Here is a 24,648-nt window from a genome sequence, read left to right as displayed (position 1 = left end):
TCAGTTTTAACGATCAATATCTGGTACAACAATATCTATGGTGGCCATCGTGGCAACCAGATCTCCAATTTTTCCGCCTACAGTAATATGGTTTAACAGGGAAAGATTAGAAAGCCCCGGAGAACGGAATTTCATCCTGTGAGGATTCTTTCCACCGGCACTTATGATATAAACTCCCAGTTCACCTCTTGCAGTTTCCACTTTTTGATAGTATTCTCCCTTCGGAAGCTTGATTACGGCCTTAGTGGCTACTTTAAAGTCTCCTTCAGGAATGTTATCAATTAGCTGTTCTATTATTGAGATTGATTCCCACATTTCCTGGATCCTTACCAGATACCGGGCATAAGAGTCGCCTTCGCTACGAAGAACTTCGTTGAAAGTGACTTTATCCAGAGCGCTGTAGGGGTGATATTTTCTTACATCACAGGAATAACCCGAACCTCTGGCCACAGGGCCTGAAGCTCCAAAAGCGATAGCATCTTCTTTGCTTAGCACACCTACCCCTTTAGTTCTCTTCTGAAAAATGATGTTTCCGGTAAGTAGCTTATCGTATTCAGGTAGTTTGGTCTTGAAGTGAGCTATGAATTCCTTTACCCTGTTCACAAAATTAGGATGAATGTCCTGCATCAGACCCCCCGGAATATTATAGTTCATAGTAAGCCTTGCGCCACAGGTTTCTTCAAAAATATCGTTGATCAATTCACGGTCCCGGAATCCGTAGAAATAGGAGGTAAGCGCTCCAACGTCCATGCCCATTACACCCCACCATAGCGTGTGGGAAGAAATTCGGGTTAATTCGTCTATAATGGTCCTTATTACTTTTACCCGCTCAGGTACTTCAATCTCCAGGGCATTTTCAACGGCGAGACAAACCGCTTCATTATTAATGTGGGAGGATAAATAATCCATCCTGTCGGTAAGGTGTACGATCTGCTGATAACTGTCGCGTTCACACATCTTTTCTATAGATCGGTGGATATATCCCAGGTCTGGATCTACCTTTTTTATGATCTCTCCATCTATGGTGAGCAAAAGACGCAAAACCCCATGCGTTGCAGGGTGCTGAGGTCCCATATTGATGAAGTATTCCTCAGATTTAAAGTTGTTATTTAGCGTAGCTGTTTCCATATTTTGTTATTTAACAACCATATTTACTTCATCCTCGTAATCTTTTCTAAGCGGAAAACCTTTCCAGTCTTCAGGTAGAAACAGGCGTTTTAAATTAGGATGCCCTTTAAATTTTATTCCGAAAAGATCAAAAACCTCTCTTTCGTGAAAGTTGGCGGTAGGCCATATATCCTGAACTGAATCAAACCACGGATCCTCCCTATCTGAAGTTTGTACTTTCACCACCAGAATATGGCGGTGAGTAGTAGATTCCAGGTGGTAAACAACGCCCAGCTCTTTTCCCCAGTCAACCCCTGTTAAACAAAAAAGATAATCAAAGCTCGTTTGGTTATTTTTCTTTAACCAGGACATCAATTCATGCAGATATTGGGGATCTATACTGAGATTCAGAAACTGGGACCCTTCTTCTGAAAATTCAAGATGAGCGCTCTCAGGACCAGAGAACCAGGTGGTGATCAATTCCTTTAATTCTTCATTTGTCATAACTGCTTTCTTTAAAGTCCTTCATCAAATCCTTCAATAGGATTCTTCCTGTTTTTAATGCTTTCAGTGCGGATTTTCTCCTGAAGTTTAAGCATCCCGTCCAGGAGTGCTTCCGGCCTCGGAGGGCATCCGGGCACATAGATGTCAACGGGAATTACGTGATCTGCCCCTTTTACTACCGAATAGGAATTATAAAAGAAAGGCCCGCCCGAAATAGCGCAGGCACCCATAGCGATCACGTATTTAGGTTCGGCCATCTGGTCATAAAGCCTTCTTAGTACCGGGGCCATTTTATTCACGATAGTACCGGCGATGATGATCAGGTCGGCCTGCCTTGGGGAAGGTCTTGCCACCTCAAAGCCAAATCTCGAATAATCATGACGGGCTGCACCGGTTTGCATCATTTCTATGGCGCAACAACTTGTCCCGAAGTACAGCGACCACAACGAATTGGATCGCCCCCAGTTAATGACTTTATCCAAAGAGGTTATAATGATATTCGCTCCGTTCCCGGCCGGTAGTACCTGCCCGGGAAAATCTTTTGGTACTTTTTGAGATTCTACTTCCATTTTAATGCTCCTTTTTTCCACGCATACGCCAAACCTAATCCCAGAATTCCCAGAAAGATGATTATCTCTACTAAAGCGACAGTCCCTACTTCCTGATACACTACTGCCCAGGGAACAATGAAAGCCATTTCTACATCGAAGATTAAGAAAAGAATTGCGAATAGATAAAATCCGACTTTAAACTGAACCCAGGTAGGGCCTATTGTGGGCATCCCACTTTCATAGGGCTCTCTTTTCTGCGGATTATCTGATTTGTGTGATATTAAATTTGAGATAAAATTCGCGCCGGCGACCAGGATTACGCCGGCGAGAAAGAATACTATCAGTGCTTCTGAACCCATAATATAGTTCTTAGTATGTTAATAAAATTAACAGTTTTCAAGGGCGTAAAAACTGATGTTAATCAGGTATGCTTTAATTTACCTGATAAGTTTCTCCGGAGAAGAAAAGATCGTCGGTTTTCCTGAATTCAGATTTCGATTTTATCTGTGCAGTTAACGCGTCTTCTCTTTCCTCCAGCGTGACATCCTGAAAACTTCTAATTATTCCTGTTACCATAGGGTGCTCCAATCTTACCAGCATCTGATGCATAGTTGGATCTTCGGTTTTGGCATCATGAATCAGAATATCTTCTTCGGTTATTCCGTTTTCACCAATGGTAACGGTTTCCAGTTTCAGTCCGTTTAAGATCAAACCTTTGTCTTTATTCTTTCCAAAGAGCATCGGTTTTCCGTGCTCAACAAATAGTTGTTGGTCTTCTCTTACGTTTTTATCGGTATACTTCACATAGCAACCATCATTGAAGATCACACAGTTCTGAAGCACTTCAACTAAAGAAGTGCCTTTGAATTTCTGAGCTTGAATAAAGATATCGGTCATTTCCTTAGGAGCATTCCCTCCTATTCTTGCGAAAAACCGGGCTTTTGCACCTATAGCCAGTTCTCCTGGCTGAAATGGCGGCTGGGTATTCCCGTAAGGAGAAGATTTGGTCTTCTGCCCAACCAGCGAGGTAGGGGAAAACTGCCCTTTGGTAAGGCCGTAGATCTCGTTGTTAAACAGGATGATATTAAGGTCGATATTCCGTCTTAAAACATGAATAAAGTGATTCCCTCCAATCGCCATACTGTCTCCGTCTCCGGTAATTACCCAAACGCTGAGGTTGGGATTTGCCAGTTTCACTCCGGAAGCTATAGCGGGAGCGCGACCATGGATGCCGTGCATTCCATAAGTTCCCATATAGTAAGGGAATCGGGAAGAACAGCCAATCCCTGAGATGAAGACCACATCTTCTTTTTTTACTTCAGTTTCGGGCAATGCCTTTTGTACCGAACGCAAAATAACATAGTCATCACAGCCGGGACACCATCTTACTTCCTGGTCGTTTGCAAAATCTTTGTAGGTATATTTCTTTACAGTTGTCTCCATGATTACTCTGCTAATTGTTTGAATTTTTCTATGAGTTCGCTATTAGCGAAAGGCAAGCCCTGGATTTTATTGAACTGAAGGAATTTTTGTTCCTCAAAGTTCATCCTGAGCACATTTACAAACTGTCCGTTGTTAAGCTCACAAACAAGAACTTTTTTAAACCTTTTTAAAAGTTCACCCGTATTTTTTGGTAGGGGATTGATATAATTGAAATGAGCTAAACCGATGTTTTTATAACCCTGCATCTCAACAATTTCTTTAACTGCTGAATGCAGAGAGCCGTAAGTTCCTCCCCATCCAATTACCAGCAGGTCACCTTCCTGGGCAAACTCCGGTTTTATTTCCGGGATGTAATTTTGAACGCGTTTAACTTTATCGGCTCGTATATGGGTCATAATCTCATGGTTTTCCGGCACGTGGGAAACATCGCCTGTAATGCGGTCTTTCTCTAGTCCACCAACGCGGTGTTCCAGCCCTGGTGTTCCGGGTATAGCCCAGTTTCTGGCCAGGGTATCTTCATTCCTGTCATAAGGATGCCAGTTTTCTTTAACCTCAGAAACAAGGTTGTTTTTGATCTCCGGCATTTCGTCGATACCTTTTATTTTCCAGGGAGCTGAACCATTGGCGATATATCCATCGGTGAGTAATACTACCGGGGTCATGTGTTCTAAAGCTAGCCTGGAGGCCTCGTAAGCAAAATTGAAACAGTTTGCAGGGGTACTCGCTGCGATTACGATCACCGGACTTTCTCCGTTTCTGCCGTACATAGCCTGCATTAGGTCAGACTGTTCAGTTTTTGTTGGTAATCCGGTAGAAGGACCACCCCGTTGAACATTTACTACCACCAGGGGTAATTCTATCATTACTGCAAGTCCCAATGCTTCTGCTTTTAAGGCGAGTCCGGGCCCTGAAGTTGTAGTGATAGCAAGATCACCCGCGAAGGATGCGCCTATAGCAGAACTTATACCTGCGATCTCATCTTCCGCCTGGAAGGCCTTTACACCAAAATGCTTGTGTTTTACCAGTTCGTGTAAGATATCGGTGGCAGGAGTAATAGGGTAGGAGCCTAAAAACAGTTCTCTGCCCGATTTTTCTGCAGCTGCAAGGAAGCCCCAGGCAGTAGCAGTGTTCCCCATTATGATCCTGTATGTTCCTCCCTTCATTTTTGCAGGAGAAATGCTATAGGAGTTAGGGATTAATTCTATAGTCTCTGCATAAAAAAAGCCAGCATTCAATACTTTGGTGTTGGCTTCAATTAGATGAGGTTTTGTTTTGAATTTTTTCTGAAAGAATTCAATGGTATGTTCCGGATTCCTGTCATATAACCAGTATACCATTCCCAGGGCAAACATATTCTTGCTTCGGGTAATGCTTTTATTGTCCAGGCCTTCAATATCCTTTAAAGCCTCCTTGGTTAGAGAGGTCATTGGTACCTGAACCACCCTGTAATTTTCCAGACTACCGTCTTCCAGAGGGTTAGTCTCATATTGAGCTTTTTCAAGATTTTTTTTGGTAAAGGAATCGCTGTCTATTATTATGGTATTACCCGGCTTTACCGCGTACAAATTGGTCTTTAAACCTGCTGGGTTCATTGCCACAAGCAGATCCAGGTTATCACCAGGGGTGCTAACTTCTACACTTCCAATATGCACCTGGAAACCTGAAACTCCGTATAAACTCCCCTGGGGAGCCCGTATTTCAGAAGGATAATTAGGAAAAGTAGCCACATCATTACCAAACATGGCCGAAGTGTCAGAGAATTGAGTGCCTGTTAGTTGCATCCCATCCCCTGAGTCGCCTACAAAACGAATAACGACCGCATCGATGGCTTCAGCTTTTGGATTTTTATCAAGTGTAATCATAAACGAAGTCTTTTTAACCATCAGTTCCTTTACCGACAGTTGATGATCTGTACCAAATTTAAATTTACCCTTGCCTATTAAATATGATTCACATCATAAAAATCATCTTTTAACCTGTATTTCAATTGTTTGAAAATATGATGACTATCATAATTTAGGAAGATGATGCCTGCTAACTTTATAGAATAGTTTAACAAAACATAAAATATCTATGGCACTTTTTATAACAGAGGATTGCATCAACTGTGATGCCTGCATTTCAGAATGTCCTAACAACGCAATTTATGAACCCGATCAGGAATGGTCTTATTCCGATGAAACTGCTTTAAGCGGAACCGTAACTACGCCAAGTGGCGAAGAGGTTGACGCCGATGAAGAAAAAGACCCGATTTCTGATGAATTCTACTTCATCGTTTCAGATAAATGTACAGAGTGTAAAGGTTTCCATGACGAGCCACAATGTGCTTCGGTTTGTCCGGTTGATGCATGTTTACCGGATCCTAACCATGAAGAGTCAGAAGCTCAGCTTTTGGAGAAAAAAGATTGGTTACACGGAGCATAAATTCTTAAAAAATGATGTAAGATGATTGAAAAATCCCCCAAACTCATTTGTGATGCCAATGAGGCGGTTGCAAGAGTGGCGCATAAAACAAATGAAGTCTGTGCTATTTATCCTATTACTCCCGCCTCACCTATGGGGGAGCACGTAGATATATTCAGTTCAAAAGGCAAAAAGAATATCTGGAATAACATTCCCCGCATTGTGGAAATGCAAAGTGAAGGAGGTGCCGCCGGTGCTGTGCATGGTTCTCTCCAAGCAGGTGCCCTTACTACTACCTTTACAGCATCCCAGGGCTTGTTGCTCATGATACCTAATATGTATAAAATAGCCGGGGAATTATTGCCCACGGTAATTCATGTGGCAGCCAGGACGATAGCTACTCATGCACTTTCTATTTTTGGAGATCATTCAGATGTTATGGCAGCCCGGCAAACGGGCTTTTCTATGCTATTTGGTGGCTCGGTGCAGGAAGCGATGGATTTTGCACTTATCTCGCAGGTAGCTACCCTGCGTAGTCGGGTGCCGTTTATGAATATTTTTGATGGATTCAGGACTTCTCATGAGATCTCTAAGATCGATGCAATTTCCGATGATATCATTAAAAAAATGATGCCGGAAGATAAGATCATGGACCATAAAAACCGGTCTCTTGATCCCGACAGCCCTGTAATAAGAGGTACTTCTCAAAACCCTGATGTTTTCTTCCAGGCCAGAGAAGCTTCCAATTTACATTATGAAAAAGTACCTGGAATCGTTCAGGAAGTGATGGACGAATTTTACACGCACACCGGTCGACGCTATAAGCTTTATGATTATATAGGCCATCCGGAAGCAGAAAGACTCATTATTATTATGGGCTCCGGGGCAGGTGCGGTGAAAGAAACCATAGAAACCCTGCTTAACGAAGACGAGAAAGTAGGTGCTTTGTTCATCAGATTGTACCGCCCATTTTCCATCAAGGATTTTATGGATAAGATTCCATCCAGCGTTAAAAAGATCGCTGTGTTAGACAGGACCAAGGAACCGGGAAGTACCGGCGAGCCTTTATATCTTGATGTAGTCACTTCCTTTGCTGAAAGCGATCGTCCAATGCCTCAGATCATTGGTGGACGCTATGGGTTATCCTCTAAAGAATTTAATCCCGCCATGGTGAAAGGCGTTTTTGATGAAATGTTCAAGGCGGAACCCAAAAATCACTTTACTATAGGTATTAATGATGACCTTAGCTTTAAGAGCTTGCTTTATAACCCTGTTTTCAAAACCAAAAAAGCCACCTTTAACTGTATGTTCTATGGTTTAGGCTCTGATGGTACTGTAGGCGCTAACAAGAACTCTATTAAGATCATTGGAGAAACTACAGATAATTACGTACAGGGATACTTTGTATATGACTCCAAAAAAGCCGGGGCACAAACTGTTTCCCACCTTCGGTTTGGACCCGAGCCTATCTCTTCGAGTTATTTGATAAACACAGCCGATTTCATCGCTTGTCATCAGTTTAACTTCATAGAGAAATATGATATCCTGAAAAAGATTAAAAAAGGAGGAACTTTCCTTCTCAATGCTCCTTTCTCAAACGAAGATATCTGGGATCATCTTCCGCAGAATATGCAGGAAGAGATCGTGGAAAATGAACTTCAGTTTTATGTAATAGACGCCACTAAGGTTGCCCAGGACGCGAAACTGGGGAAACGAACCAATACGGTACTGCAAACCTGTTTCTTTGCGATTTCAGGTGTATTACCTAAAGATGAAGCCATTCAGAAGATCAAAGATGCTATCGTTAAATCTTACTCTCACAAAGGAGATAAGATCGTGAAGATGAATTTTGACGCGGTAGACAGTTCTTTGGCAAATCTTCAGAAAGTAGATTATCCTAATAAAATTACCAGCACCCGTGGCCTGAAACCGATGATGACCGGAGATGCTGATCCTTTTGTGAAAGAGGTTCTTGGCAAGATCCTGGCAGGAGAAGGAGATGGTTTACCGGTGAGCGCTTTTCCGGTAGACGGAACTTTCCCAACCGGTACCACTCAGTTCGAAAAACGAGGGATAGCCGATTTCGTTCCGGTTTGGGACGGAGAAGATCTCTGTACCCAGTGTAACAAATGTGTGGCTATCTGTCCTCACGCCGCGATAAGGTCTAAGGTTGTCTCTAACGAGCAACTGGCTGATGCCCCGGACACCTTTAAAACAGTACCTGCAAAAGGTCGTCCTTTTGATAGCAATGCTGAATCTTATATCCTTCAGGTTTCTCCCGAAGATTGCACCGGCTGTGACCTTTGTGTTGCCGTTTGTCCTGCTGAAAGTAAGGAGATCGAGAACTTTAAGGCCATAAATATGCACAGTAAACTTGATGTTGCAGCTGAACAAAATCAAAACTGGGATTACTTTACAGATTTGCCATATTATGAGCGTTCTGACCTTCAGATCACAAACCTGAAAGGTTCACAATTCCTGGAGCCATTGTTTGAGTTCTCAGGAGCCTGCTCTGGTTGTGGAGAAACTCCATATATTAAAATGCTTACCCAGCTTTATGGGGATAGTATTTTAATCGCTAACGCTACCGGTTGTTCTTCAATTTATGGAGGTAACCTGCCTACCACTCCTTATAAAACCAACGAGTTTGGAAGGGGGCCGGCATGGGCAAACTCTCTCTTTGAAGACAATGCCGAATTTGGCCTTGGTATGAAACTGGCTCTGACTAAAAAACAGGAGATCGCTGTCGATCTGCTTAAAGAATTGGAACCGGTAATTGGAAATGAACTTGTAGCTTCTATTCTGAATAATTCAGAAGAAGATGAAACTCAGAAGAAACAAAAACACGCTCATATAGCAGAACTTAAATCGATCCTTGAAACTATCGATACCGATGAAGCCCGAAAACTGAACCAGCTTACCCAATACCTGCGCAAAAAAGCAGTGTGGATCCTTGGTGGTGATGGTTGGGCCTATGATATTGGATACGGTGGTGTAGATCATGTTCTGGCTTCAGGAGAAGATATCAATATCCTGGTTATGGATACTGAAGTTTACTCAAATACCGGAGGTCAAATGTCTAAAGCTACTCCTCTGGGAGCAAGTGCTAAGTTTGCCGTTTCAGGCAAGAAATCTTCTAAGAAGAGCCTGGCCCTGCAGGCGGTTTCATATCAAAATGTGTATGTAGCCCAGGTTGCTATTGGTGCAAAAGACCTTCAGACTCTTAAGGCTATTGAGGAAGCAGCAGCTTATCCGGGTCCTTCAATTATAATCGCTTACTCACATTGTGGGGAACACGGTTATGAATTGAAACACGGAGTTACTCAACAGGAAAAAGCAGTTGAAACAGGTTACTGGCCCTTGTTCAGATTTAACCCTGCGCAACCAAAAGGCAAGAGGTTTAAACTGGATTCCAAAGCTCCGGCAGCTCCATTAAGCGACTTCATGTATAAAGAAACCCGATTTACCAGGGTAGTCAAGGAGAATGCCGAGTTGGGTGCCGAACTTTTAAAACGTGCTCAGGAAGAAGTGGAAACAAAATGGGAGAAACTTCAACTTTTTAGAGATATGTAACACTAAACAGAAGATTGCCCTTTAGAGAAGATCAATATTTAATATCATACAAATGAAAGCTAATGCAAATAAATTTTTTGATGAGGCCTTGCTAAAATTAGGTCAGGCCAACGATGAATTTTACAGGCCAGAGGAGGATCTTGTTGCTTATTCGATATGCCGAAATGCGCAATTCTCCATTGAGAACTTTCTAAAGGGTTACCTTCTGAAACATGATGTAGATTCCGGGGATTGTAATTCCCTGGACTGCCTTTATGAAAAATGTTTAGACATAAATAAAAACTTTTCACAATTAGATCTTAATGCCCTTCAGTGTAAATCCCATACCATGAATACCCGGGATTGTAGTGATGTGCCTAAAGTGAGCAATTGTTTAGCTGCGGCCAATAAACTGGAAGCACTTTTAAAACAAGAGCAGGTTATTGTTTGAGTTTTGTTGATTATCTCTGATTTTTAATTTTTGAGTTTTAATTTGTAAAGAGCTTTCTGCCTGTGCCTGGTAGAAAGCTCTTTTTTTACCACAAAAAAATCCCGCCTCTGGAAGAAGAAAGCGGGATCTTTAACTTTGTACTTTTTACTTCGTACCTCTAATTTCGAAATTACATCATTCCGGGCATGCCTCCGCCCATTCCGCCGGGCATACCTCCGCCGCCTTTGTCATCCTCTGGGATGTCGGTAAGGGCGCACTCGGTAGTTAAGATCATTCCGGCAACTGAAGCAGCATTTTCAAGGGCTATTCTGGTTACTTTCTTAGGATCTATAATTCCGGCTTTCATCATATCTACAAAGGTGTTGGTTTTGGCATCATAACCATAATCCTTGTCACCTTCCAGTACTTTATTGATCACTACTGAACCTTCGCCTCCTGCGTTCTCTACGATTGTTCTAAGCGGAGATTCTACAGCGCGTACTACTATTTGTATTCCGGTCGCTTCATCATCATTTTCAGCTTTTAGATTTGCTAGGACGGCCTGAGCACGCACAAGGGCAACTCCACCTCCGGCAACGATTCCCTCTTCTACAGCCGCTCTGGTGGCATGAAGGGCATCGTCTACACGGTCTTTTTTCTCTTTCATTTCTACTTCTGAAGCAGCACCTACATAAAGTACGGCAACACCTCCGGCTAGTTTAGCCAAACGCTCCTGAAGTTTTTCCTTATCATAATCTGAAGTGGTAGACTCAATCTGAGATTTGATCTGGTTCACACGGTTTTCAATGTCCGAATTGTTTCCTGCTCCATTTACGATTGTAGTATTGTCTTTGTCGATAGCTACTTTTTCAGCAGTACCAAGCATATCGATAGTCGTGTTTTCAAGAGTGAATCCTCTTTCTTCAGAAATTACTGTTCCACCAGTTAGGATGGCGATATCCTCAAGCATTGCTTTTCTTCTGTCTCCAAATCCTGGAGCTTTCACTGCAGCGATCTTGAGCGAGCCACGTAGCTTATTCACTACAAGAGTGGCAAGAGCTTCCCCGTCTACATCTTCAGCAATAATTAAAAGAGGCTTTCCTGATTGAGCTACCGGCTCAAGAACAGGTAGAAGATCCTTCATCGCAGATATCTTCTTGTCGAAAAGAAGGATATAAGGATTTTCAAGATCGGCGGTCATTTTTTCGCTGTTGGTTACAAAATATGGAGATAGGTAACCACGGTCAAACTGCATACCTTCAACTACATCAACGTGAGTTTCAGTGCCTTTTGCTTCTTCAACGGTGATAACACCTTCTTTACCAACTTTTCCGAAGGCTTCGGCGATAAGTTCCCCGATGTGCTCGTCGTTGTTGGCAGAAATAGAAGCAACCTGCTTAATTTTTTCAGAAGAATCACCTACTTCTTTGGTTTGCTTTTCAAGATCTTTGGTTAGTGCAATAACAGCTTTGTCGATTCCGCGTTTAAGATCCATTGGGTTAGCACCTGCAGCAACATTCTTCAAGCCTTCTTTTACGATAGCCTGGGCAAGAACGGTTGCGGTAGTAGTACCATCTCCGGCAAGATCGTTGGTTTTAGAAGCAACTTCCTTAACCATTTGTGCCCCCATATTCTCAAGTGGGTCTTCCAGCTCTATTTCTTTTGCTACAGTAACACCATCCTTGGTTACTGTTGGAGCTCCAAATGATTTACTGATAATTACGTTACGTCCCTTTGGTCCAAGGGTCACTTTTACGGCGTTAGCCAAAGCATCTACACCGCGTTTGATCCCGTCACGGGCTTCGATGTCATATTTTATATCTTTTGCCATGTTAATTAATTTTTTGGTCATTTCCGTGAAGACGGAAATCTATTACTATTACTATTTTTTATTAAAAATTCCCTTTGAGGGAAAAGCGAAGTCTTATACTATTGCAAGTATGTCATCTTCCCGCATGATAAGGTAGTCCTTACCTTCCAGTTTAAGCTCGGTACCGGCAAATTTGCCGTAAAGAACCATATCTCCTTCTTTTACGGTCATGTCGTGGTCTTTGTTGCCCTTACCTACAGCTACAACTTTTCCGCGCTGAGGTTTTTCCTTTGCGGTTTCAGGGATGTATATTCCCGAAGCTGTTTTTGTTTCGGCTGCTGCCGGCTCGATAAGTACCCGGTCTGAAAGCGGTTTAATGTTTAGTCCCATTTTTTATGAATTTATTTTTAAGGTTAATTACTTTTTAAACGCATACTGGAGTTTCTAAAATTGTGCCATCGGAAGAATACTGACATTTGGGAACAAAAAAATGCCAGCTTGTCACCAGCTGGCATATAAATCTTTGTATGAAAAAGGCTGCTTCCTAGTTATTGTCAGCCTCAGGATCAACGGGAGCCTGAATAGGAGCAGGGATATTTGTTTCTACTTCTTCATCGCCTTCAAAAACGCGTGATTCACTAATTCCGTTACCATCCATGATCGTGATATTGGAAAGGAGAATTAAAACCAGTAATAAAGTAGCCAGGGTCCAGGTGCTTTTATCTAAAAAGTCTCCTGTTTTCTGAACGCCACCAACTTGTTGACCTCCGCCACCAAAAGAAGAAGATAAACCTCCACCTTTAGGGTTTTGTACCATAATTACTACTACCAGTAAAAAGGCTACAATGATAATTAATGCTAAAAAAATAGTGAATGTACTCATTCTGAAATGTTATTGTTTTCCTGTAATTTCTCTATTGCCCGAATTTGGTCTGCAAAGAAACCACTTTTTTCGGGATTTTTCAAAATTAAAATTTTATAAGCTTGTATCGCTTTAATGTAGTTTTTTTGTTCCAGGTAAACTTTCGCTAAAGTCTCGGTCATCAGTGCCTCCGGGGAGGTGGTATTGCGATCTGCAAGATTGCTTTTTTTCGGACTTTTTCCCGGTTTTATCTTCGGACTTTTGGAGATGAATTCATCAATGAGTTCATATTTCCTCGTGATTTCTGCTGAAGTTTTCTCCTGCTCCCGCACAGGCTTTGCCGTAGTGAGCTTTAACCATTCTGAAAATGAATGGGATTCAGAAGGATTGAACTCCAGGGGGCTTCCAATACCTAACTTCTCTTGAGCAGAAGTTTCTTTCTCTTTCTCTTCCTGTTTAGGGACGGCCTTTTCAAAAAGATCAGGATCCATAACGCGCTCAGATTCTGATTGCTTCATTTTTATCGCCTCGTCTATGGCGATGCTTCTCCTGCCGAAAACCTCCTGGGCTTCGTAAACCACTATATTCTTTAGATTTTCTTCCTGGTCTTTTATCTGTTTGGCTATCCTGTTTTGATTGAACTCTTCTGAAGTTATAAAATCAAATAGGACACTCCTGTCGGTAGTATAAGCCGCTGTCTTTTTAAGTGCCGAATTATAACTTAATGCATTATGTTCCTTGAGACCTTTCAGCCTTAATGCCCGGGCAGTTTGAAAATAAGGAGCTTCAGCCAGAATACTCTCCAGCGCTCTGGTTTGGGCTTCGGTTATCGAGCCCGGTTGTTCCAGTATTTTTATAAACTCCTGTTTCTCCATTACCAGTCGGTTAATGCTGCGTTGAATATATCCTGTGTTAACCTCGAATAGATCTCCTCTACAGCCGAGTCCAGAGCGGCACCGACAAGTTGTTGATTTGCGGGGTAATCATAATAAAATGAGAACCTGCGTTCAAAATCTTTTTCCGGTTCCAGCGTATTGTAATATCTTACGTTAACAGCGATAGTTAATCGGTTTTCGGCTGCTGTATTTTCAGAGGTAGCCGACATGGGTGCGATAAAGAAATCGATTATTTCTCCTTCAAAGATCAAATCGGCGTTATTGTTTGCCAGGTTCAGACTGGTTTGATTCTGAATCAGGTCCTGGAGTTCCAGGGTAAATGTCCTGTCTATTCCCGGTTCTACAAGATCGGCGGTATTCTGAAAGAAATTAACCTGGAAGGTTTCAGCATCGCCGGTATCGGCACCGGTGAAGGAATACATTCCGCAGGATTGCACTGCGAAAATCAGTAAGAAACTAAACAAAAATGCGGTTCTCTTCATAAGTATTGTAACTCCCGGTTACAGGTTATATTGTTTGATCTTTCGGTATAAAGTTCGCTCACTTATCCCGAGCTCCTCAGCGGCTGCCTTGCGCTTTCCGTTATGCCTTTCCAGGGATTTTTTGATAAGCTCCAGTTCTTTGTCATGCAAAGAAAGGGTTTCCTCCTCTTCGATCTCCTCGGCGAAATAATATTTGTCAGATTCTGCTTTCTGGGCGGCTTTCGGACTCTGTTGCGGGATTTGTAACACCTCAAGTTTTTCGGCAGTTAACTCTTCTGATTCGCCGTCTTCATCATCTTCATCCCCGTAGATCTTATTGATGAGACTTTCATTTTCATTGCGGACTTTCTCTGAATTGCCATGCTCCATTAATTTCATGGTAAGACTTTTCAGGTCGTTAAGATCACTTTTCATATCAAACAAAACCTTATAAAGGATCTCACGCTCATTGCTGAAATCGCCTTCCTTCTTTTTGTCAGCGATTACTGCGGGAAGATTACTACCGATATCCGGTAGATATTCCTTTAGATTTTCAGCTGTGATGACGCGTTCCTGTTCCAGCACTGATATCTGTTCGGCGATATTCCTTAACTGCCTTATATTACCACCCCACCTGTGATTTTCGAGAAGCTTAACGGCGTCGTCGTCCAGTTTTATGGTTGGCATCTTATATTTCAAAGCGAAATCTGAAGCGAATTTTCGGAATAAAAGGTGGATGTCCCCTTTGCGATCCCTTAGGGGAGGCAGGTGGATATCTACCGTGCTTAAGCGATAATACAGATCTTCCCTGAACTTTTCCTTCTTTATGGATTCCTGGATATCTATATTGGTGGCGGCCACGATGCGAACATTGGTTTTTTGAACTTTAGAAGAACCAACCTTCATAAACTCTCCGTTCTCCAATACCCTTAACAAACGTACCTGGGTTGGAAGCGGAAGCTCCCCAACTTCATCTAAAAAAATGGTCCCTCCATCGGCTACTTCAAAATAACCGTTGCGGGTTTGAGTGGCCCCGGTAAAAGCTCCTTTTTCATGCCCAAAAAGCTCACTGTCTATAGTGCCCTCAGGGATCGCCCCGCAATTAACCGCTATATATTTGCCGTGCTTTCTATGGGAAAGTGAATGTATGATCTTAGGAATACTTTCCTTACCAACCCCGCTTTCTCCCGTAACCAGCACCGAGATATCGGTAGGGGCAACTTGTATGGCCTTTTCAATGGCCCGGTTTAGTTTGGGGTCGTCCCCAATGAGACCAAACCTTTGTTTTGTAGCTTGTATTGATTCCATATATAATACTCTTCGTCATTCCCGCGAAGGCGGGAATCTACTCTAATCCTCGTCATTTCCGCACAGGCGGAAATCTACTCTAATCTCTGTTATTCCCGCAGCCTGTGCTGAATTTATTTCAGTAAAGGCGGGAATCTAATTATTCTCACTGTAATCAACCGGCTCCCCAATAAGGGTGGCACTGGTACAATCGTTTATCTTAACATTCACGAAATCTCCTACTTTGTAGTTTTCCTTAGGAAAGACCACTACGGTATTCTGAGTGTTACGCCCGCTCCAGTGTTCGCTGGATTTCTTCGATTCTTTTTCAATAAGCACTTCCACAGTTTTTCCGATGAACTGCTGAGTTCTGTATAAACTGTGTTCCTGCTGAAGACTTACGATCTCGGTGAGTCTTCGTTTTTTTACTACTTCAGGCACATCATCTTCTAATTTTCTGGCAGCCATAGTTCCCGGTCTTTCAGAATAGGCGAACATAAAGCCGAAATCGTATTTTACATACTTCATCAGAGAAAGCGTATCCTGATGGTCTTCCTCGGTTTCGGTAGGAAATCCGGTAATGATATCGTGTGAAATTCCGCAATCGGGCATTAGTTTTTTGATGTTGTCTATAAGACTGAAATATTCTTCCCGGGTATGCAAACGATTCATTTTTTGCAGGATCCTGTCGCTTCCGCTTTGCACCGGCAGGTGAATATACCTGCAGATATTTGGGTATTTGGCCATGGCCTCAATTACATCAAGCGTCATATCCTGTGGGTTAGAGGTAGAGAACCTGATGCGCATCTTTGGCTGGGCTTCAGCAACAAGTTTCAGTAACCCGGCAAAATTAGTAGCTGTGGCTTTCTGAATTTCAGAAGCATTCTTGAAATCTTTCTTCAGGCCGCCGCCGTACCATAAATAACTATCTACATTCTGACCTAAAAGAGTGATCTCTTTATAGCCTTTTGCAGCCAGGTCGTTCACTTCTTCCACGATGCTTTGCGGGTCACGACTGCGTTCTCTTCCGCGGGTAAAAGGCACCACGCAGAAAGTACACATATTATCACAACCCCTGGTGATAGAAACAAAAGCAGAAACGCCATTGCTCTGTAAACGCACAGGGGAGATATCAGCGTAGGTTTCTTCTTTTGAAAGAATTACGTTTACCGCATTTCTTCCGGCTTCAACTTCGTTAATGAGATTAGGCAGATCTTTATAGGCATCCGGCCCCACTACTAGATCTACTATCTTTTCTTCTTCCAGAAATTTGTCTTTTAAGCGCTCGGCCATACAACCAAGTACGCCTACCTTCATTTCAGGATTTATGCGCTTAACCGCGTTATATTTTTCAAGGCGTTTCCTAACAGTTTGTTCGGCCTTTTCTCTGATTGAACAGGTGTTTACCAATACAAGATCGGCCTCTTCCAGATTCTGGGTGGTGTTAAAACCTTCTTTGGAAAGGATAGAAGCCACGATCTCAGAATCGCTGAAATTCATCGCGCAACCATAACTCTCTATAAAGAGCTTACGGGTGTTTTCTTTCTTTGGCTCTATTACAAGACTATTGCCTTGTTGTTTTTCGTCAATTATCTTCTCCATAATACATTTCTGGCCTTTTAGGTCTATAAGATTTGCAAAGATAGGACTAAAGCTGTTTCTGACAAAGTGACAGAAATTTTTTTATCACTTCTACGCAACCTTTCAGGAATTGCTGCATCTAATAGGAAACTAACAACTACCACTATGAGGATTTTCTACTCTCTTATCGCTTTGCTCCTGATGGCTTTAATGACTTTGTTTACCTCTTGTCAAAAAGAAGAGGATGCCGGCAACATGGAGCTGGTTGCTGTGCCGGTAACCATGTCGGTGGCTGATTTTCGAACTTCGGTTTATATCCAGGAGGCTAAGGAAATTGAACAGGCCGGAAAGATCTATACCTATAAAGATTATGTTTTTATAAATGATGTTAACCGGGGAGTGCATATTATAGACAATTCCAATCCTGAAACCCCGCAGAAAATAAAATACCTGAAGATTCCACAGAATACTGATGTTGCTATAAAGGAAGATATGCTTTTCGCGAACAGTGGGATGGACCTGGTGGTTTTCGATATAAGCGATATCAATAATATAAAACAACAGGAAAGAGTAGAGGATGTGTTTGAAAATTATCAACCTACCGCTCCCGTTGGCGCCGCATTTGTTGATACCGAGAATCTCGATTTTCAAAAAGAGGTTATAATTGGTTATGTGTTAGAGCGTAGAAAGATTGAAATGGTTCGGGATGATAGAATGATTATGGCTGCCGAATCTTTTAATTCCGATGCTTCTGGATTTGCTGCAACAGGTACAGGAGGCTCAATGGCCCGGTTCAATATAAAGGATAAGTTTCTGTATGTGGTGGGTCAACAAACCTTGTCGGTTTTTAATATTTCCAGCCTCAGCAGTCCTGAGCATATTTCCACAGATTATGTGGGCTGGCAAATTGAAACCATTTTTAATCAGGACGATTACCTCTATTTAGGAAGCTCAACCGGAATGTATATCTACAGCATTGAAGATCCTTCAACTCCTGAATTCGTGTCCGTGCTCCAGCATGTGCTGGGCTGCGACCCGGTGGTGGTAGACGGAGATATGGCCTACGTTACCATTCGCGGTGGAAATGAATGTGGACAATCCTGGAGCCAGTTACAGGTAATAGATGTGGCCGATAAACAGAATCCCGAACTACTGGCTACTTATGAAATGGATAGCCCTTACGGCCTCGGTGTAAAAGACGATTTGTTATTCGTTTGCGATGGCGACTCCGGACTTAAAATTTACGATAAAACACAATCCCCCGGTTTAACCTTAACAGACCACTTTCAGGACATTAACACCTATGATGTGATCCCTCTGGAAGAGGTGCTGTTAATGGTTGGGGATGATATCCTGCATCAATATACCTATGCAGATAACGAGATCAGGCTGCTGAGTTCCTTCAGTCTGAATTAATCCTTTTTGTTTGGTTTTTAAAAGGCGGGGCCGCGAAGATATCTTCGCGGCCCCTTAATTTAATGAAGCCCCACTTCGCAAAGCCGAAGGCAAAGCGAAGTGGCTGGCTGAATTAACCCCGTCGAAGGACGGGGTCTCATAATTTTTTTCATTCGTTGTTTTTGATCGAATTGTTGTGAAGATTCACAAAGCGCCACAGGCGCATTCAAAATGGCTGGCTGAATTAACCCCGCCGCAGGGCGGGGTCTTTATAAGCCTTGATTTGTCATTTCGACCAAAGGGAGAAATCTCATCGGAGTGAGCTATTATGTTCCCCTGTTTCAACAAGATGAGAGACACATAATTTAGAACCGAAATGAGATGCCGGGTCAGGCCCGGCATGACGTAAACATCTGGAATATACGTCACCCTGAACCTGCCCGTCCGGCAGGCGGGCTTGATTCAGGGTCTCACAAGCAGCTGATTTTCCTCTTTATATTCGCAAAAGAAATGAATTAAAATACTGGATTAAATCTCCAGTTTCAGTTGTTCTTCGGGTAGCAACTTAAAACTTTGGCGGTGATATTTTGTGCTTCCATATTTCAGGATCGCAGCCCGGTGTTCGAAGGTGGGGTAACCTTTGTTTTGTTTCCAGTTATACATAGGAAATTCCTCGTGGATCTTTTCCATGTATGCGTCGCGGTAGGTTTTAGCAAGGATCGAGGCCGCTGCGATGCTCAGATATTTTCCATCTCCCTTAATAATACAGGAATGGGCTATGCTGGAATAAGGCTTGAATTTGTTGCCATCTACGAGGATGTGATCAGGCTCGCATTTTAGTTGATCTATTGCCCGGTGCATGCCCAGAATAGATGCGTTAAGGATATTGATCTTATCTATTTCGTCCATGAACACATGGGAAACTCCAAAAGATGTGCAATCCTGTTCTATGATGCTTCTCAACAAATTCCGCGTTTTAAGTTTGGTTTGTTTGGAATCGTTTAAAAGCTCATTCCTGAAATTTTTAGGTAAAATTACTGCCGCAGCTGTTACCGGTCCTGCCAAACAGCCTCTTCCGGCTTCATCGGTGCCGCACTCATATATATTAGTCTCATTAAAATAGGGAAGGAGCATATTGAAATGACTTTGGGAATCAAAGGTAAAAAATGAAGAAGATTCCATGTCCCAAATGTTTAAGGAATTTATGTAATAAAAATAATTTAATTTAAAGACTTGTTTTATTAAGATTATATTAAGAGTTTTACTTTAAGCTAAATTCAAATTATTTAAATATGAAAAGAAGACTACAAGTAATGCTAACATTCCTGTTAGTGTTTGTTGTGCAAATTTCCTTTGCACAGGAAAAAACCGTTACCGGTACGGTTGTGGACGAAGAAGGTTTGCCACTTCCGGGGGTGAACGTGATTGAACAGGGTACCAATAATGGTACTCAAACCGATTTTGATGGAAATTATTCCATTTCTGTTGAAGAAGGAGATGTATTAGAATTCAGTTACTTGGGTTATGTGACCAGCGAGGTACTTGTTGGTGCTGCTGATGTATACGATGTCCAGCTGTCTGCAGACGCTGAAGCTCTGGGAGAGGTGGTTGTAGTTGCCTATGGTAGTACTACCTTAGAGGCCTTCACCGGATCTGCATCTGTTATTGGCTCAGAAGAGCTGTCTGAACGAAATGTTACTTCCCCTATCGCTGCTATAGAAGGGAATGCAACAGGAGTGCAATTTACTTCAGCTTCAGGACAACCAGGCTCTTCGCCGGGTATTGTGATTCGTGGGGTTGGTACATTAAGCGGAGGTGCCGCACCTCTTTTTGTAGTTGATGGAATCCCATTTGAGGGCGACTTAAATACTATTAACCAGGAAGATATCGCGTCTTTTACAATTTTAAAAGATGCCGCTTCAACCTCTTTATATGGTTCCAGAGCTGCAAATGGTGTGGTTTTAATTACTACAAAAAGCGGCCGGAAAGGAGAGATTAGAACTTCTGTTTCAAGTCAGTTTGGTTTGGTGATGCAGGGTATTCCCAATTATGACGAGGTAAGTCCGGGAGAATATTACGAAACCATGTGGGAAGCGCTGAGAAACTCAAATTCTGGTGGTGGCGATCCTGCTTATGCTTCAGCTAATATTTATAACCAGTTAGCTTATAATCCATTCAACGTTCCAAATGATCAGATTGTTGGAACAGATGGGCGTCTGAACCCCAATGCAGAGGTTATCTATAAAAGCCTGGACTGGTACGATGTTATGCAACAAACCGGAGTTAGACAAAATTATAATGTTAATGTCTCTGGTGGAGGAGAAAATAGCCAAGTCTACTTTTCAACTTCCTATTTAGAAGAAGAAGGTTATGTTGTTACTACCGAATTCGATCGTTTAACGACCCGTCTAAATGGAGACTTTGAAATTAATGATTGGATATCAACCGGAGGTAGTGCTAATATCACAATTACAGAATCCAGAGGTCCGGCATCGGCTGGTACCACAAGTATTGTTAACCCTTTTGGTTTTGCTAAAAATATAGGTTCTATTTATCCTGTATATGTAAATGATTTAGATGGGAATTTAGTTCTTGATGCTGGAGGGAATCCTGTATTTGATAATGGAGAAGGTTTTCCTGATTATAACATTGGTTCAAGACCTGTTAGTCAGGGGCGTCATGCGTTGCAGGAATTGTTACTAAATGATGAACAAAACAGGGATAATACTTATGGATTTAGATATTATGCCGACTTCAGAATAATTGATGGTCTTAACTTCAGAGTAAATTACGGTAGAGATATCAATGAAGGTCTTAATAAAGGTTACGAGAATAACATTATAGGTGATGCGCAGCCTACAGGTAGATATGGTGAAACAAGGTTTAGAAGAGAAGTAGAGAACTTCAACCAGATCTTAACCTATTCTAATACCCTAAATGATTTTCACAATGTAGATATTACAGCTGGTCATGAAAGTTTTGACAGGCAATTTTCCTCAAATTTTGGAACAGCTATAGATCAAACCGCTGAAGGTATTTTTGAATTTGCAAACTTTGCAACCCCAGTTACTTTAGGTGGGTCTACAACTAACAAAACGATTGAAAGTTATTTTGTAAGAGCTAATTATAATTTCGACGATAAATATTACTTAAGCGCCTCTGCAAGAAGGGACGGATCCTCCGTTTTTGGAACTGAGACCAGATGGGGTAACTTCTATTCTGTGGGTGCTTCCTGGAGAATGGATAAAGAAGACTTTATTCAGGATATAGAGTTTATTAACAAATTGAAGATAAGAGGATCTTTTGGTCAGGTAGGTAACGATGACTTAGGTGACTTCTTCTTATCACAACCAAGATATAGCTTAACATCTAATGCCGGTCAGCCAGCAATAATCTGGACTGATATAGGTAACTCTAATTTACAATGGGAAACTGTAGATAGCTGGGATGTAGCCCTGGAGTTTGGTTTGTTTGATAACTTTGTAGATGGAACCATAGAATATTACAAAAGAAATTCTACAGATCTTTTATACAACTTACCAATAGCACTAAGTAATGGTTTGAATTCCTATCCGGCAAACATTGCAGATATGTACAATTCCGGTTGGGAGCTTGGTTTAAATTTTGATCTTGTAAATACCAGTGATTTTGACTGGGATTTAACATTACAGGCCTCAACATTTAAAAATGAAATCACCAGCATCCCGGATCCTTTTGTTAACGGTTCTAAGAGATGGGAAGAAGGAAGATCCAGATATGACTACTTCATACTCCACTCAGCTGGGGTAGATCCCGAAACCGGTGATCAGTTATTTTATAAATTTGAAATAGATGACGACGGTAACAGTGTACCTGTTTTAGGTGCAAATGGAGAACAGGAGACTACTAATGACTGGCAGGATACTGAGAGAGCCTATACTGGAGACAGTTCAATCCCTGATTTATTGGGGTCTGTTTCAAATAGCTTTAGCTACAAAGGTTTTAATTTAGATGTGTTGATCACTTACGGTATAGGTGGTAAGTTTTTAGATAACGGATATGCAGCAATGATGCATAGTGGAAACTTTGGAAGCTCTTACCATCCTGACATATTAGACGCTTGGCGTGAACCGGGTGATATTACGAACGTTCCAAGATTAGAGAGCGGTAACCCGGATTTAGTACGATCTCAATCAACAAGATTCTTAACAGATGCTTCTTTTTGGTCACTTAGAAATGTTAACTTAGGTTACACCTTTGATAGTTCACTAACTGGCAATCTTGGGATAGATAATCTTACCCTTTCAGTTATTGGAGAGAACTTATACCTTAAGAGCGAAAGAGAGGGATTAGATCCTCAGTATAATTTATCTGGAACTCCGGCTGGTAACGATTACAACCCTGCGAGAATTGTGTCTTTAGGTTTGAATATCGGATTTTAATAAGAAAACAATAAATAAAAACATTTCATTATGTTAAGAAAAATAAACTTAATGCTATTGTCCATAGCATTCCTAACTGTAACGTCCTGTTCAGATGATTTTCTTGAAACAGCACCTACAGACGCTATTTCAGAAACTGATGCCTTTGCAACAGCAGAGAACATGGCGTTGATACTTAATGGTATGCATAGATTCTTGTATGCCCAAGCTCAAATTATTCCGGGAGGAACTTCTTTTAGATCAGGAAACCATTACTGGATTCCGATTGATGACAATATTCCTGGAGGAGTAATCCATTCTGCGAGAGCCAATAATTTAGGATGGCAGGATGAAACCCAATGGGTTTCGCATACACAGGAAACATCAACAACTTCTGAACAATTATGGTATCAGCGCTATCACATTATCGCCAGTGCTAATGCTATAATCGAAAAAGCTACTGATGGTAGCCTTGTTGAAGATGATCGATTGAGAGAAATCATTGGGCAGGCTTATGCATACAGAGCATGGGCTTACCACTCATTGGTTACTCACTATGCAAAAGGCTATTTAATAGGAAACCCTTCAAGTGATCCGGGGGTGCCATTATTATTCAAATCTGAATCTCCTTTTACCAGTGAACCAAGAGCCACAGTTGAGGTGATTTATGATCAAATTCAGGACGATGTTGATGAAGCCATAACATATCTTAGTGATGCTACGTCAAGATCGGATAAATCTCAACTAAATGTTGATGTTGCCTATGGTATAAAAGCCAGGATTGCATTAAACAGAGGGGACTGGAGAACTGCTGCAGATGCTGCTAAAATGGCAAGAGCAAATTATCCGCTTATGAGTGAAAGCGATTATAAATCTGGATTTAACACAGTTAGCCTTCCTGAAGTTATTTGGGGTAGTAATGTAATCACCACAGAAACTACATTTTTCCGTTCTTATTTCTATTTAATCGGTAATGATTTTAATGGAAGTCAAAACAGAAACAACCCTAAACTAATAGATAAGAGGTTGTACAACCAAATTCCGGAAACAGACTATAGAAGAGACCTCTTCCTGGCTGATGCACCAAATACTAACAGCTCAGCTTCAAATGGAGAAGGTGGTTTTGGGAACGATCCAAATTATACCGATCGTGACCTTTATGATGCTAAAATAGAAGAATACAAGGCGGAATACGACCTTACTGGTGGGCACAACCTACACCCATATATGCATGTAAAATTCCGTCAGCAAAACCCGGGAACTATAGATCCGGATGATATAATCTATATGCGTAGTGCTGAGATGTATTTGATAGAAGCCGAAGCAGAAGCGATGTTGGATAACATCACTGAGGCACAGGAAGCTTTAAAGCCTCTGGGTGAAATGCGTGACAGCGATTATGATGTATCGGTTTATGATACAAAGGAGAGTTTATTGGAACATATCAAGTTTCAGCGTAATTTGGAGCTGTGGGGTGAAGGTTTCTTGTACACAGATAAAATAAGATGGGATGAGCCTATTGATCATGCTGCAGATGGCGGTTCAGGAGCTTCAGCCATACTTTATCAGGATGGATTCTTCCAGGAACGACCTTCAATTAATGATGAGTGGATTTATAAAATTCCGCAGGCCGAAATTGATGCCAATCCGAATATTGGACCAGGCGATCAGAATTAATAAACTGTATCGAGCTGAATTATCTATTCAGACTTTTACTTAGAATACTAACAGGGACTTCGGTCCCTGTTTTTTTTGCCTTATTTTCTGGACAAAAATAATTGTCTGAATTATTGCACTTCCTTCCGGGTTCTCCCCCCTAATCATTAGTGGACCATTTAAATAGATTACTGTGTTTTAAAAGAAAGGCATGTTTAATTTGCTGTAGCTTCAAAAAAAGGAGGTTATTTTTTTTATTAACATTAGTTTAATGATAGTGTAAAATTTACATTAATCAGCTTGTAAGCAT

Annotated in this window: 20 protein-coding genes; 6 read left to right on the top strand and 14 right to left on the bottom strand. The window is 41.7% G+C overall.

Annotation, left to right across the window (positions count from 1 at the left end; genetic code table 11):
* Nucleotides 1–6: 6 nt before the first annotated feature.
* The 6 genes from ACESK1_RS00100 to ACESK1_RS00075 form a co-directional block, all read right to left on the bottom strand.
* Nucleotides 7–1,128: an NADH-quinone oxidoreductase subunit D gene (locus ACESK1_RS00100; RefSeq protein WP_372916647.1), complete on the bottom strand. Its 1,122-nt coding sequence runs from the start codon at nucleotides 1,126–1,128 to the stop codon at nucleotides 7–9.
* Nucleotides 1,129–1,134: 6 nt separating this feature from the next.
* Nucleotides 1,135–1,611, bottom strand: a complete 477-nt coding sequence (locus ACESK1_RS00095) for an NADH-quinone oxidoreductase subunit C (protein WP_372916645.1) — start codon at nucleotides 1,609–1,611, stop codon at nucleotides 1,135–1,137.
* Between the two features lie 11 nt (nucleotides 1,612–1,622).
* Nucleotides 1,623–2,180 (bottom strand): NADH-quinone oxidoreductase subunit B, encoded by a 558-nt coding sequence (locus ACESK1_RS00090; protein ID WP_372916643.1) that lies wholly within the window; start codon nucleotides 2,178–2,180, stop codon nucleotides 1,623–1,625.
* On the bottom strand, nucleotides 2,171–2,521 hold the full coding sequence (locus ACESK1_RS00085) for an NADH-quinone oxidoreductase subunit A (protein ID WP_372916641.1): 351 nt from the start codon (nucleotides 2,519–2,521) through the stop codon (nucleotides 2,171–2,173). The genes ACESK1_RS00090 and ACESK1_RS00085 overlap by 10 nt, the downstream gene beginning before the upstream one ends.
* Nucleotides 2,522–2,594: 73 nt before the next feature.
* Complete coding sequence (locus tag ACESK1_RS00080) at nucleotides 2,595–3,605, bottom strand: 2-oxoacid:ferredoxin oxidoreductase subunit beta (protein WP_372916639.1); 1,011 nt, start codon at nucleotides 3,603–3,605, stop codon at nucleotides 2,595–2,597.
* 2 nt (nucleotides 3,606–3,607) lie between these two features.
* Nucleotides 3,608–5,467 (bottom strand): 2-oxoacid:acceptor oxidoreductase subunit alpha, encoded by a 1,860-nt coding sequence (locus tag ACESK1_RS00075; protein WP_372916637.1) that lies wholly within the window; start codon nucleotides 5,465–5,467, stop codon nucleotides 3,608–3,610.
* A gap of 211 nt (nucleotides 5,468–5,678) precedes the next feature.
* Between ACESK1_RS00075 and ACESK1_RS00070 the strand changes: the two genes are divergently transcribed.
* Genes ACESK1_RS00070 through ACESK1_RS00060 form a run of 3 tightly spaced genes read left to right on the top strand, consistent with a single transcriptional unit; the run spans nucleotide 5,679 to nucleotide 10,011 of the window.
* Nucleotides 5,679–6,029 (top strand): 4Fe-4S dicluster domain-containing protein, encoded by a 351-nt coding sequence (locus ACESK1_RS00070; protein WP_372916635.1) that lies wholly within the window; start codon nucleotides 5,679–5,681, stop codon nucleotides 6,027–6,029.
* A 21-nt stretch (nucleotides 6,030–6,050) separates the two neighbouring features.
* On the top strand, nucleotides 6,051–9,581 hold the full coding sequence (nifJ, locus tag ACESK1_RS00065) for a pyruvate:ferredoxin (flavodoxin) oxidoreductase (protein WP_372916633.1): 3,531 nt from the start codon (nucleotides 6,051–6,053) through the stop codon (nucleotides 9,579–9,581).
* 52 nt (nucleotides 9,582–9,633) lie between these two features.
* On the top strand, nucleotides 9,634–10,011 hold the full coding sequence (locus ACESK1_RS00060; protein WP_372916631.1) for a hypothetical protein: 378 nt from the start codon (nucleotides 9,634–9,636) through the stop codon (nucleotides 10,009–10,011).
* A 169-nt stretch (nucleotides 10,012–10,180) separates the two neighbouring features.
* On the opposite strand, the gene groL is transcribed toward ACESK1_RS00060, so the two are convergent.
* From groL to miaB, 7 genes are all read right to left on the bottom strand, one after another.
* The gene (gene groL / locus ACESK1_RS00055) at nucleotides 10,181–11,821 is read right to left on the bottom strand and encodes a chaperonin GroEL (protein WP_372916630.1); all 1,641 of its coding nucleotides are present in this window, start codon (nucleotides 11,819–11,821) and stop codon (nucleotides 10,181–10,183) included.
* Between the two features lie 93 nt (nucleotides 11,822–11,914).
* Nucleotides 11,915–12,190, bottom strand: coding sequence for a co-chaperone GroES (groES, locus tag ACESK1_RS00050; RefSeq protein ID WP_372916628.1), 276 nt, complete (start codon nucleotides 12,188–12,190; stop codon nucleotides 11,915–11,917).
* Between the two features lie 154 nt (nucleotides 12,191–12,344).
* Nucleotides 12,345–12,683 carry a preprotein translocase subunit SecG gene (gene secG / locus ACESK1_RS00045; protein ID WP_372916626.1) on the bottom strand — a complete coding sequence of 113 codons (339 nt, stop codon included), beginning with the start codon at nucleotides 12,681–12,683 and terminating at the stop codon, nucleotides 12,345–12,347.
* On the bottom strand, nucleotides 12,680–13,537 hold the full coding sequence (locus ACESK1_RS00040) for a hypothetical protein (RefSeq protein WP_372916624.1): 858 nt from the start codon (nucleotides 13,535–13,537) through the stop codon (nucleotides 12,680–12,682). Before ACESK1_RS00040 ends, secG begins: the two co-directional genes overlap by 4 nt.
* A complete protein-coding gene (locus ACESK1_RS00035) occupies nucleotides 13,537–14,040 on the bottom strand; it encodes an LptE family protein (protein WP_372916622.1) in 504 nt (167 codons plus the stop codon). The genes ACESK1_RS00040 and ACESK1_RS00035 overlap by 1 nt, the downstream gene beginning before the upstream one ends.
* 18 nt (nucleotides 14,041–14,058) lie before the next feature.
* Complete coding sequence (locus tag ACESK1_RS00030) at nucleotides 14,059–15,327, bottom strand: sigma-54 interaction domain-containing protein (protein WP_372916620.1); 1,269 nt, start codon at nucleotides 15,325–15,327, stop codon at nucleotides 14,059–14,061.
* Nucleotides 15,328–15,462: 135 nt separating this feature from the next.
* Nucleotides 15,463–16,908 (bottom strand): tRNA (N6-isopentenyl adenosine(37)-C2)-methylthiotransferase MiaB, encoded by a 1,446-nt coding sequence (gene miaB, locus ACESK1_RS00025; protein ID WP_372916618.1) that lies wholly within the window; start codon nucleotides 16,906–16,908, stop codon nucleotides 15,463–15,465.
* A gap of 144 nt (nucleotides 16,909–17,052) precedes the next feature.
* On the opposite strand from miaB, the gene ACESK1_RS00020 reads away from it, so the two are divergent.
* A complete protein-coding gene (locus tag ACESK1_RS00020; RefSeq protein ID WP_372916616.1) occupies nucleotides 17,053–18,303 on the top strand; it encodes an LVIVD repeat-containing protein in 1,251 nt (416 codons plus the stop codon).
* A 507-nt stretch (nucleotides 18,304–18,810) separates the two neighbouring features.
* On the opposite strand, the gene ACESK1_RS00015 is transcribed toward ACESK1_RS00020, so the two are convergent.
* Nucleotides 18,811–19,416, bottom strand: a complete 606-nt coding sequence (locus tag ACESK1_RS00015; protein WP_372916864.1) for a ribonuclease HII — start codon at nucleotides 19,414–19,416, stop codon at nucleotides 18,811–18,813.
* 158 nt (nucleotides 19,417–19,574) lie between these two features.
* Between ACESK1_RS00015 and ACESK1_RS00010 the strand changes: the two genes are divergently transcribed.
* Both ACESK1_RS00010 and ACESK1_RS00005 read left to right on the top strand, forming a co-directional pair.
* On the top strand, nucleotides 19,575–22,703 hold the full coding sequence (locus ACESK1_RS00010) for a SusC/RagA family TonB-linked outer membrane protein (RefSeq protein WP_372916614.1): 3,129 nt from the start codon (nucleotides 19,575–19,577) through the stop codon (nucleotides 22,701–22,703).
* Nucleotides 22,704–22,733: 30 nt separating this feature from the next.
* Nucleotides 22,734–24,359, top strand: a complete 1,626-nt coding sequence (locus ACESK1_RS00005) for a RagB/SusD family nutrient uptake outer membrane protein (protein WP_372916612.1) — start codon at nucleotides 22,734–22,736, stop codon at nucleotides 24,357–24,359.
* Nucleotides 24,360–24,648 lie beyond the last annotated feature (289 nt).

Source organism: Salegentibacter sp. (assembly GCF_041642575.1).
GTDB lineage: Bacteria > Bacteroidota > Bacteroidia > Flavobacteriales > Flavobacteriaceae > Salegentibacter.
Note: the sequence above shows the minus strand (reverse complement) of the source record. Positions and strands in the feature narration are given on the sequence as shown.

Bases quoted from the DNA above. Each gene is read 5' to 3' on its own strand.
- ACESK1_RS00100 (WP_372916647.1), bottom strand. From the start codon at position 1,128: ATGGAAACAGCTACGCTAAATAACAACTTTAAATCTGAGGAATACTTC.
- ACESK1_RS00095 (WP_372916645.1), bottom strand. From the start codon at position 1,611: ATGACAAATGAAGAATTAAAGGAATTGATCACCACCTGGTTCTCTGGT.
- ACESK1_RS00090 (WP_372916643.1), bottom strand. From the start codon at position 2,180: ATGGAAGTAGAATCTCAAAAAGTACCAAAAGATTTTCCCGGGCAGGTA.
- ACESK1_RS00085 (WP_372916641.1), bottom strand. From the start codon at position 2,521: ATGGGTTCAGAAGCACTGATAGTATTCTTTCTCGCCGGCGTAATCCTG.
- ACESK1_RS00080 (WP_372916639.1), bottom strand. From the start codon at position 3,605: ATGGAGACAACTGTAAAGAAATATACCTACAAAGATTTTGCAAACGAC.
- ACESK1_RS00075 (WP_372916637.1), bottom strand. From the start codon at position 5,467: ATGATTACACTTGATAAAAATCCAAAAGCTGAAGCCATCGATGCGGTC.
- ACESK1_RS00070 (WP_372916635.1), top strand. From the start codon at position 5,679: ATGGCACTTTTTATAACAGAGGATTGCATCAACTGTGATGCCTGCATT.
- nifJ (WP_372916633.1), top strand. From the start codon at position 6,051: ATGATTGAAAAATCCCCCAAACTCATTTGTGATGCCAATGAGGCGGTT.
- ACESK1_RS00060 (WP_372916631.1), top strand. From the start codon at position 9,634: ATGAAAGCTAATGCAAATAAATTTTTTGATGAGGCCTTGCTAAAATTA.
- groL (WP_372916630.1), bottom strand. From the start codon at position 11,821: ATGGCAAAAGATATAAAATATGACATCGAAGCCCGTGACGGGATCAAA.
- groES (WP_372916628.1), bottom strand. From the start codon at position 12,190: ATGGGACTAAACATTAAACCGCTTTCAGACCGGGTACTTATCGAGCCG.
- secG (WP_372916626.1), bottom strand. From the start codon at position 12,683: ATGAGTACATTCACTATTTTTTTAGCATTAATTATCATTGTAGCCTTT.
- ACESK1_RS00040 (WP_372916624.1), bottom strand. From the start codon at position 13,537: ATGGAGAAACAGGAGTTTATAAAAATACTGGAACAACCGGGCTCGATA.
- ACESK1_RS00035 (WP_372916622.1), bottom strand. From the start codon at position 14,040: ATGAAGAGAACCGCATTTTTGTTTAGTTTCTTACTGATTTTCGCAGTG.
- ACESK1_RS00030 (WP_372916620.1), bottom strand. From the start codon at position 15,327: ATGGAATCAATACAAGCTACAAAACAAAGGTTTGGTCTCATTGGGGAC.
- miaB (WP_372916618.1), bottom strand. From the start codon at position 16,908: ATGGAGAAGATAATTGACGAAAAACAACAAGGCAATAGTCTTGTAATA.
- ACESK1_RS00020 (WP_372916616.1), top strand. From the start codon at position 17,053: ATGAGGATTTTCTACTCTCTTATCGCTTTGCTCCTGATGGCTTTAATG.
- ACESK1_RS00015 (WP_372916864.1), bottom strand. From the start codon at position 19,416: ATGCTCCTTCCCTATTTTAATGAGACTAATATATATGAGTGCGGCACC.
- ACESK1_RS00010 (WP_372916614.1), top strand. From the start codon at position 19,575: ATGAAAAGAAGACTACAAGTAATGCTAACATTCCTGTTAGTGTTTGTT.
- ACESK1_RS00005 (WP_372916612.1), top strand. From the start codon at position 22,734: ATGTTAAGAAAAATAAACTTAATGCTATTGTCCATAGCATTCCTAACT.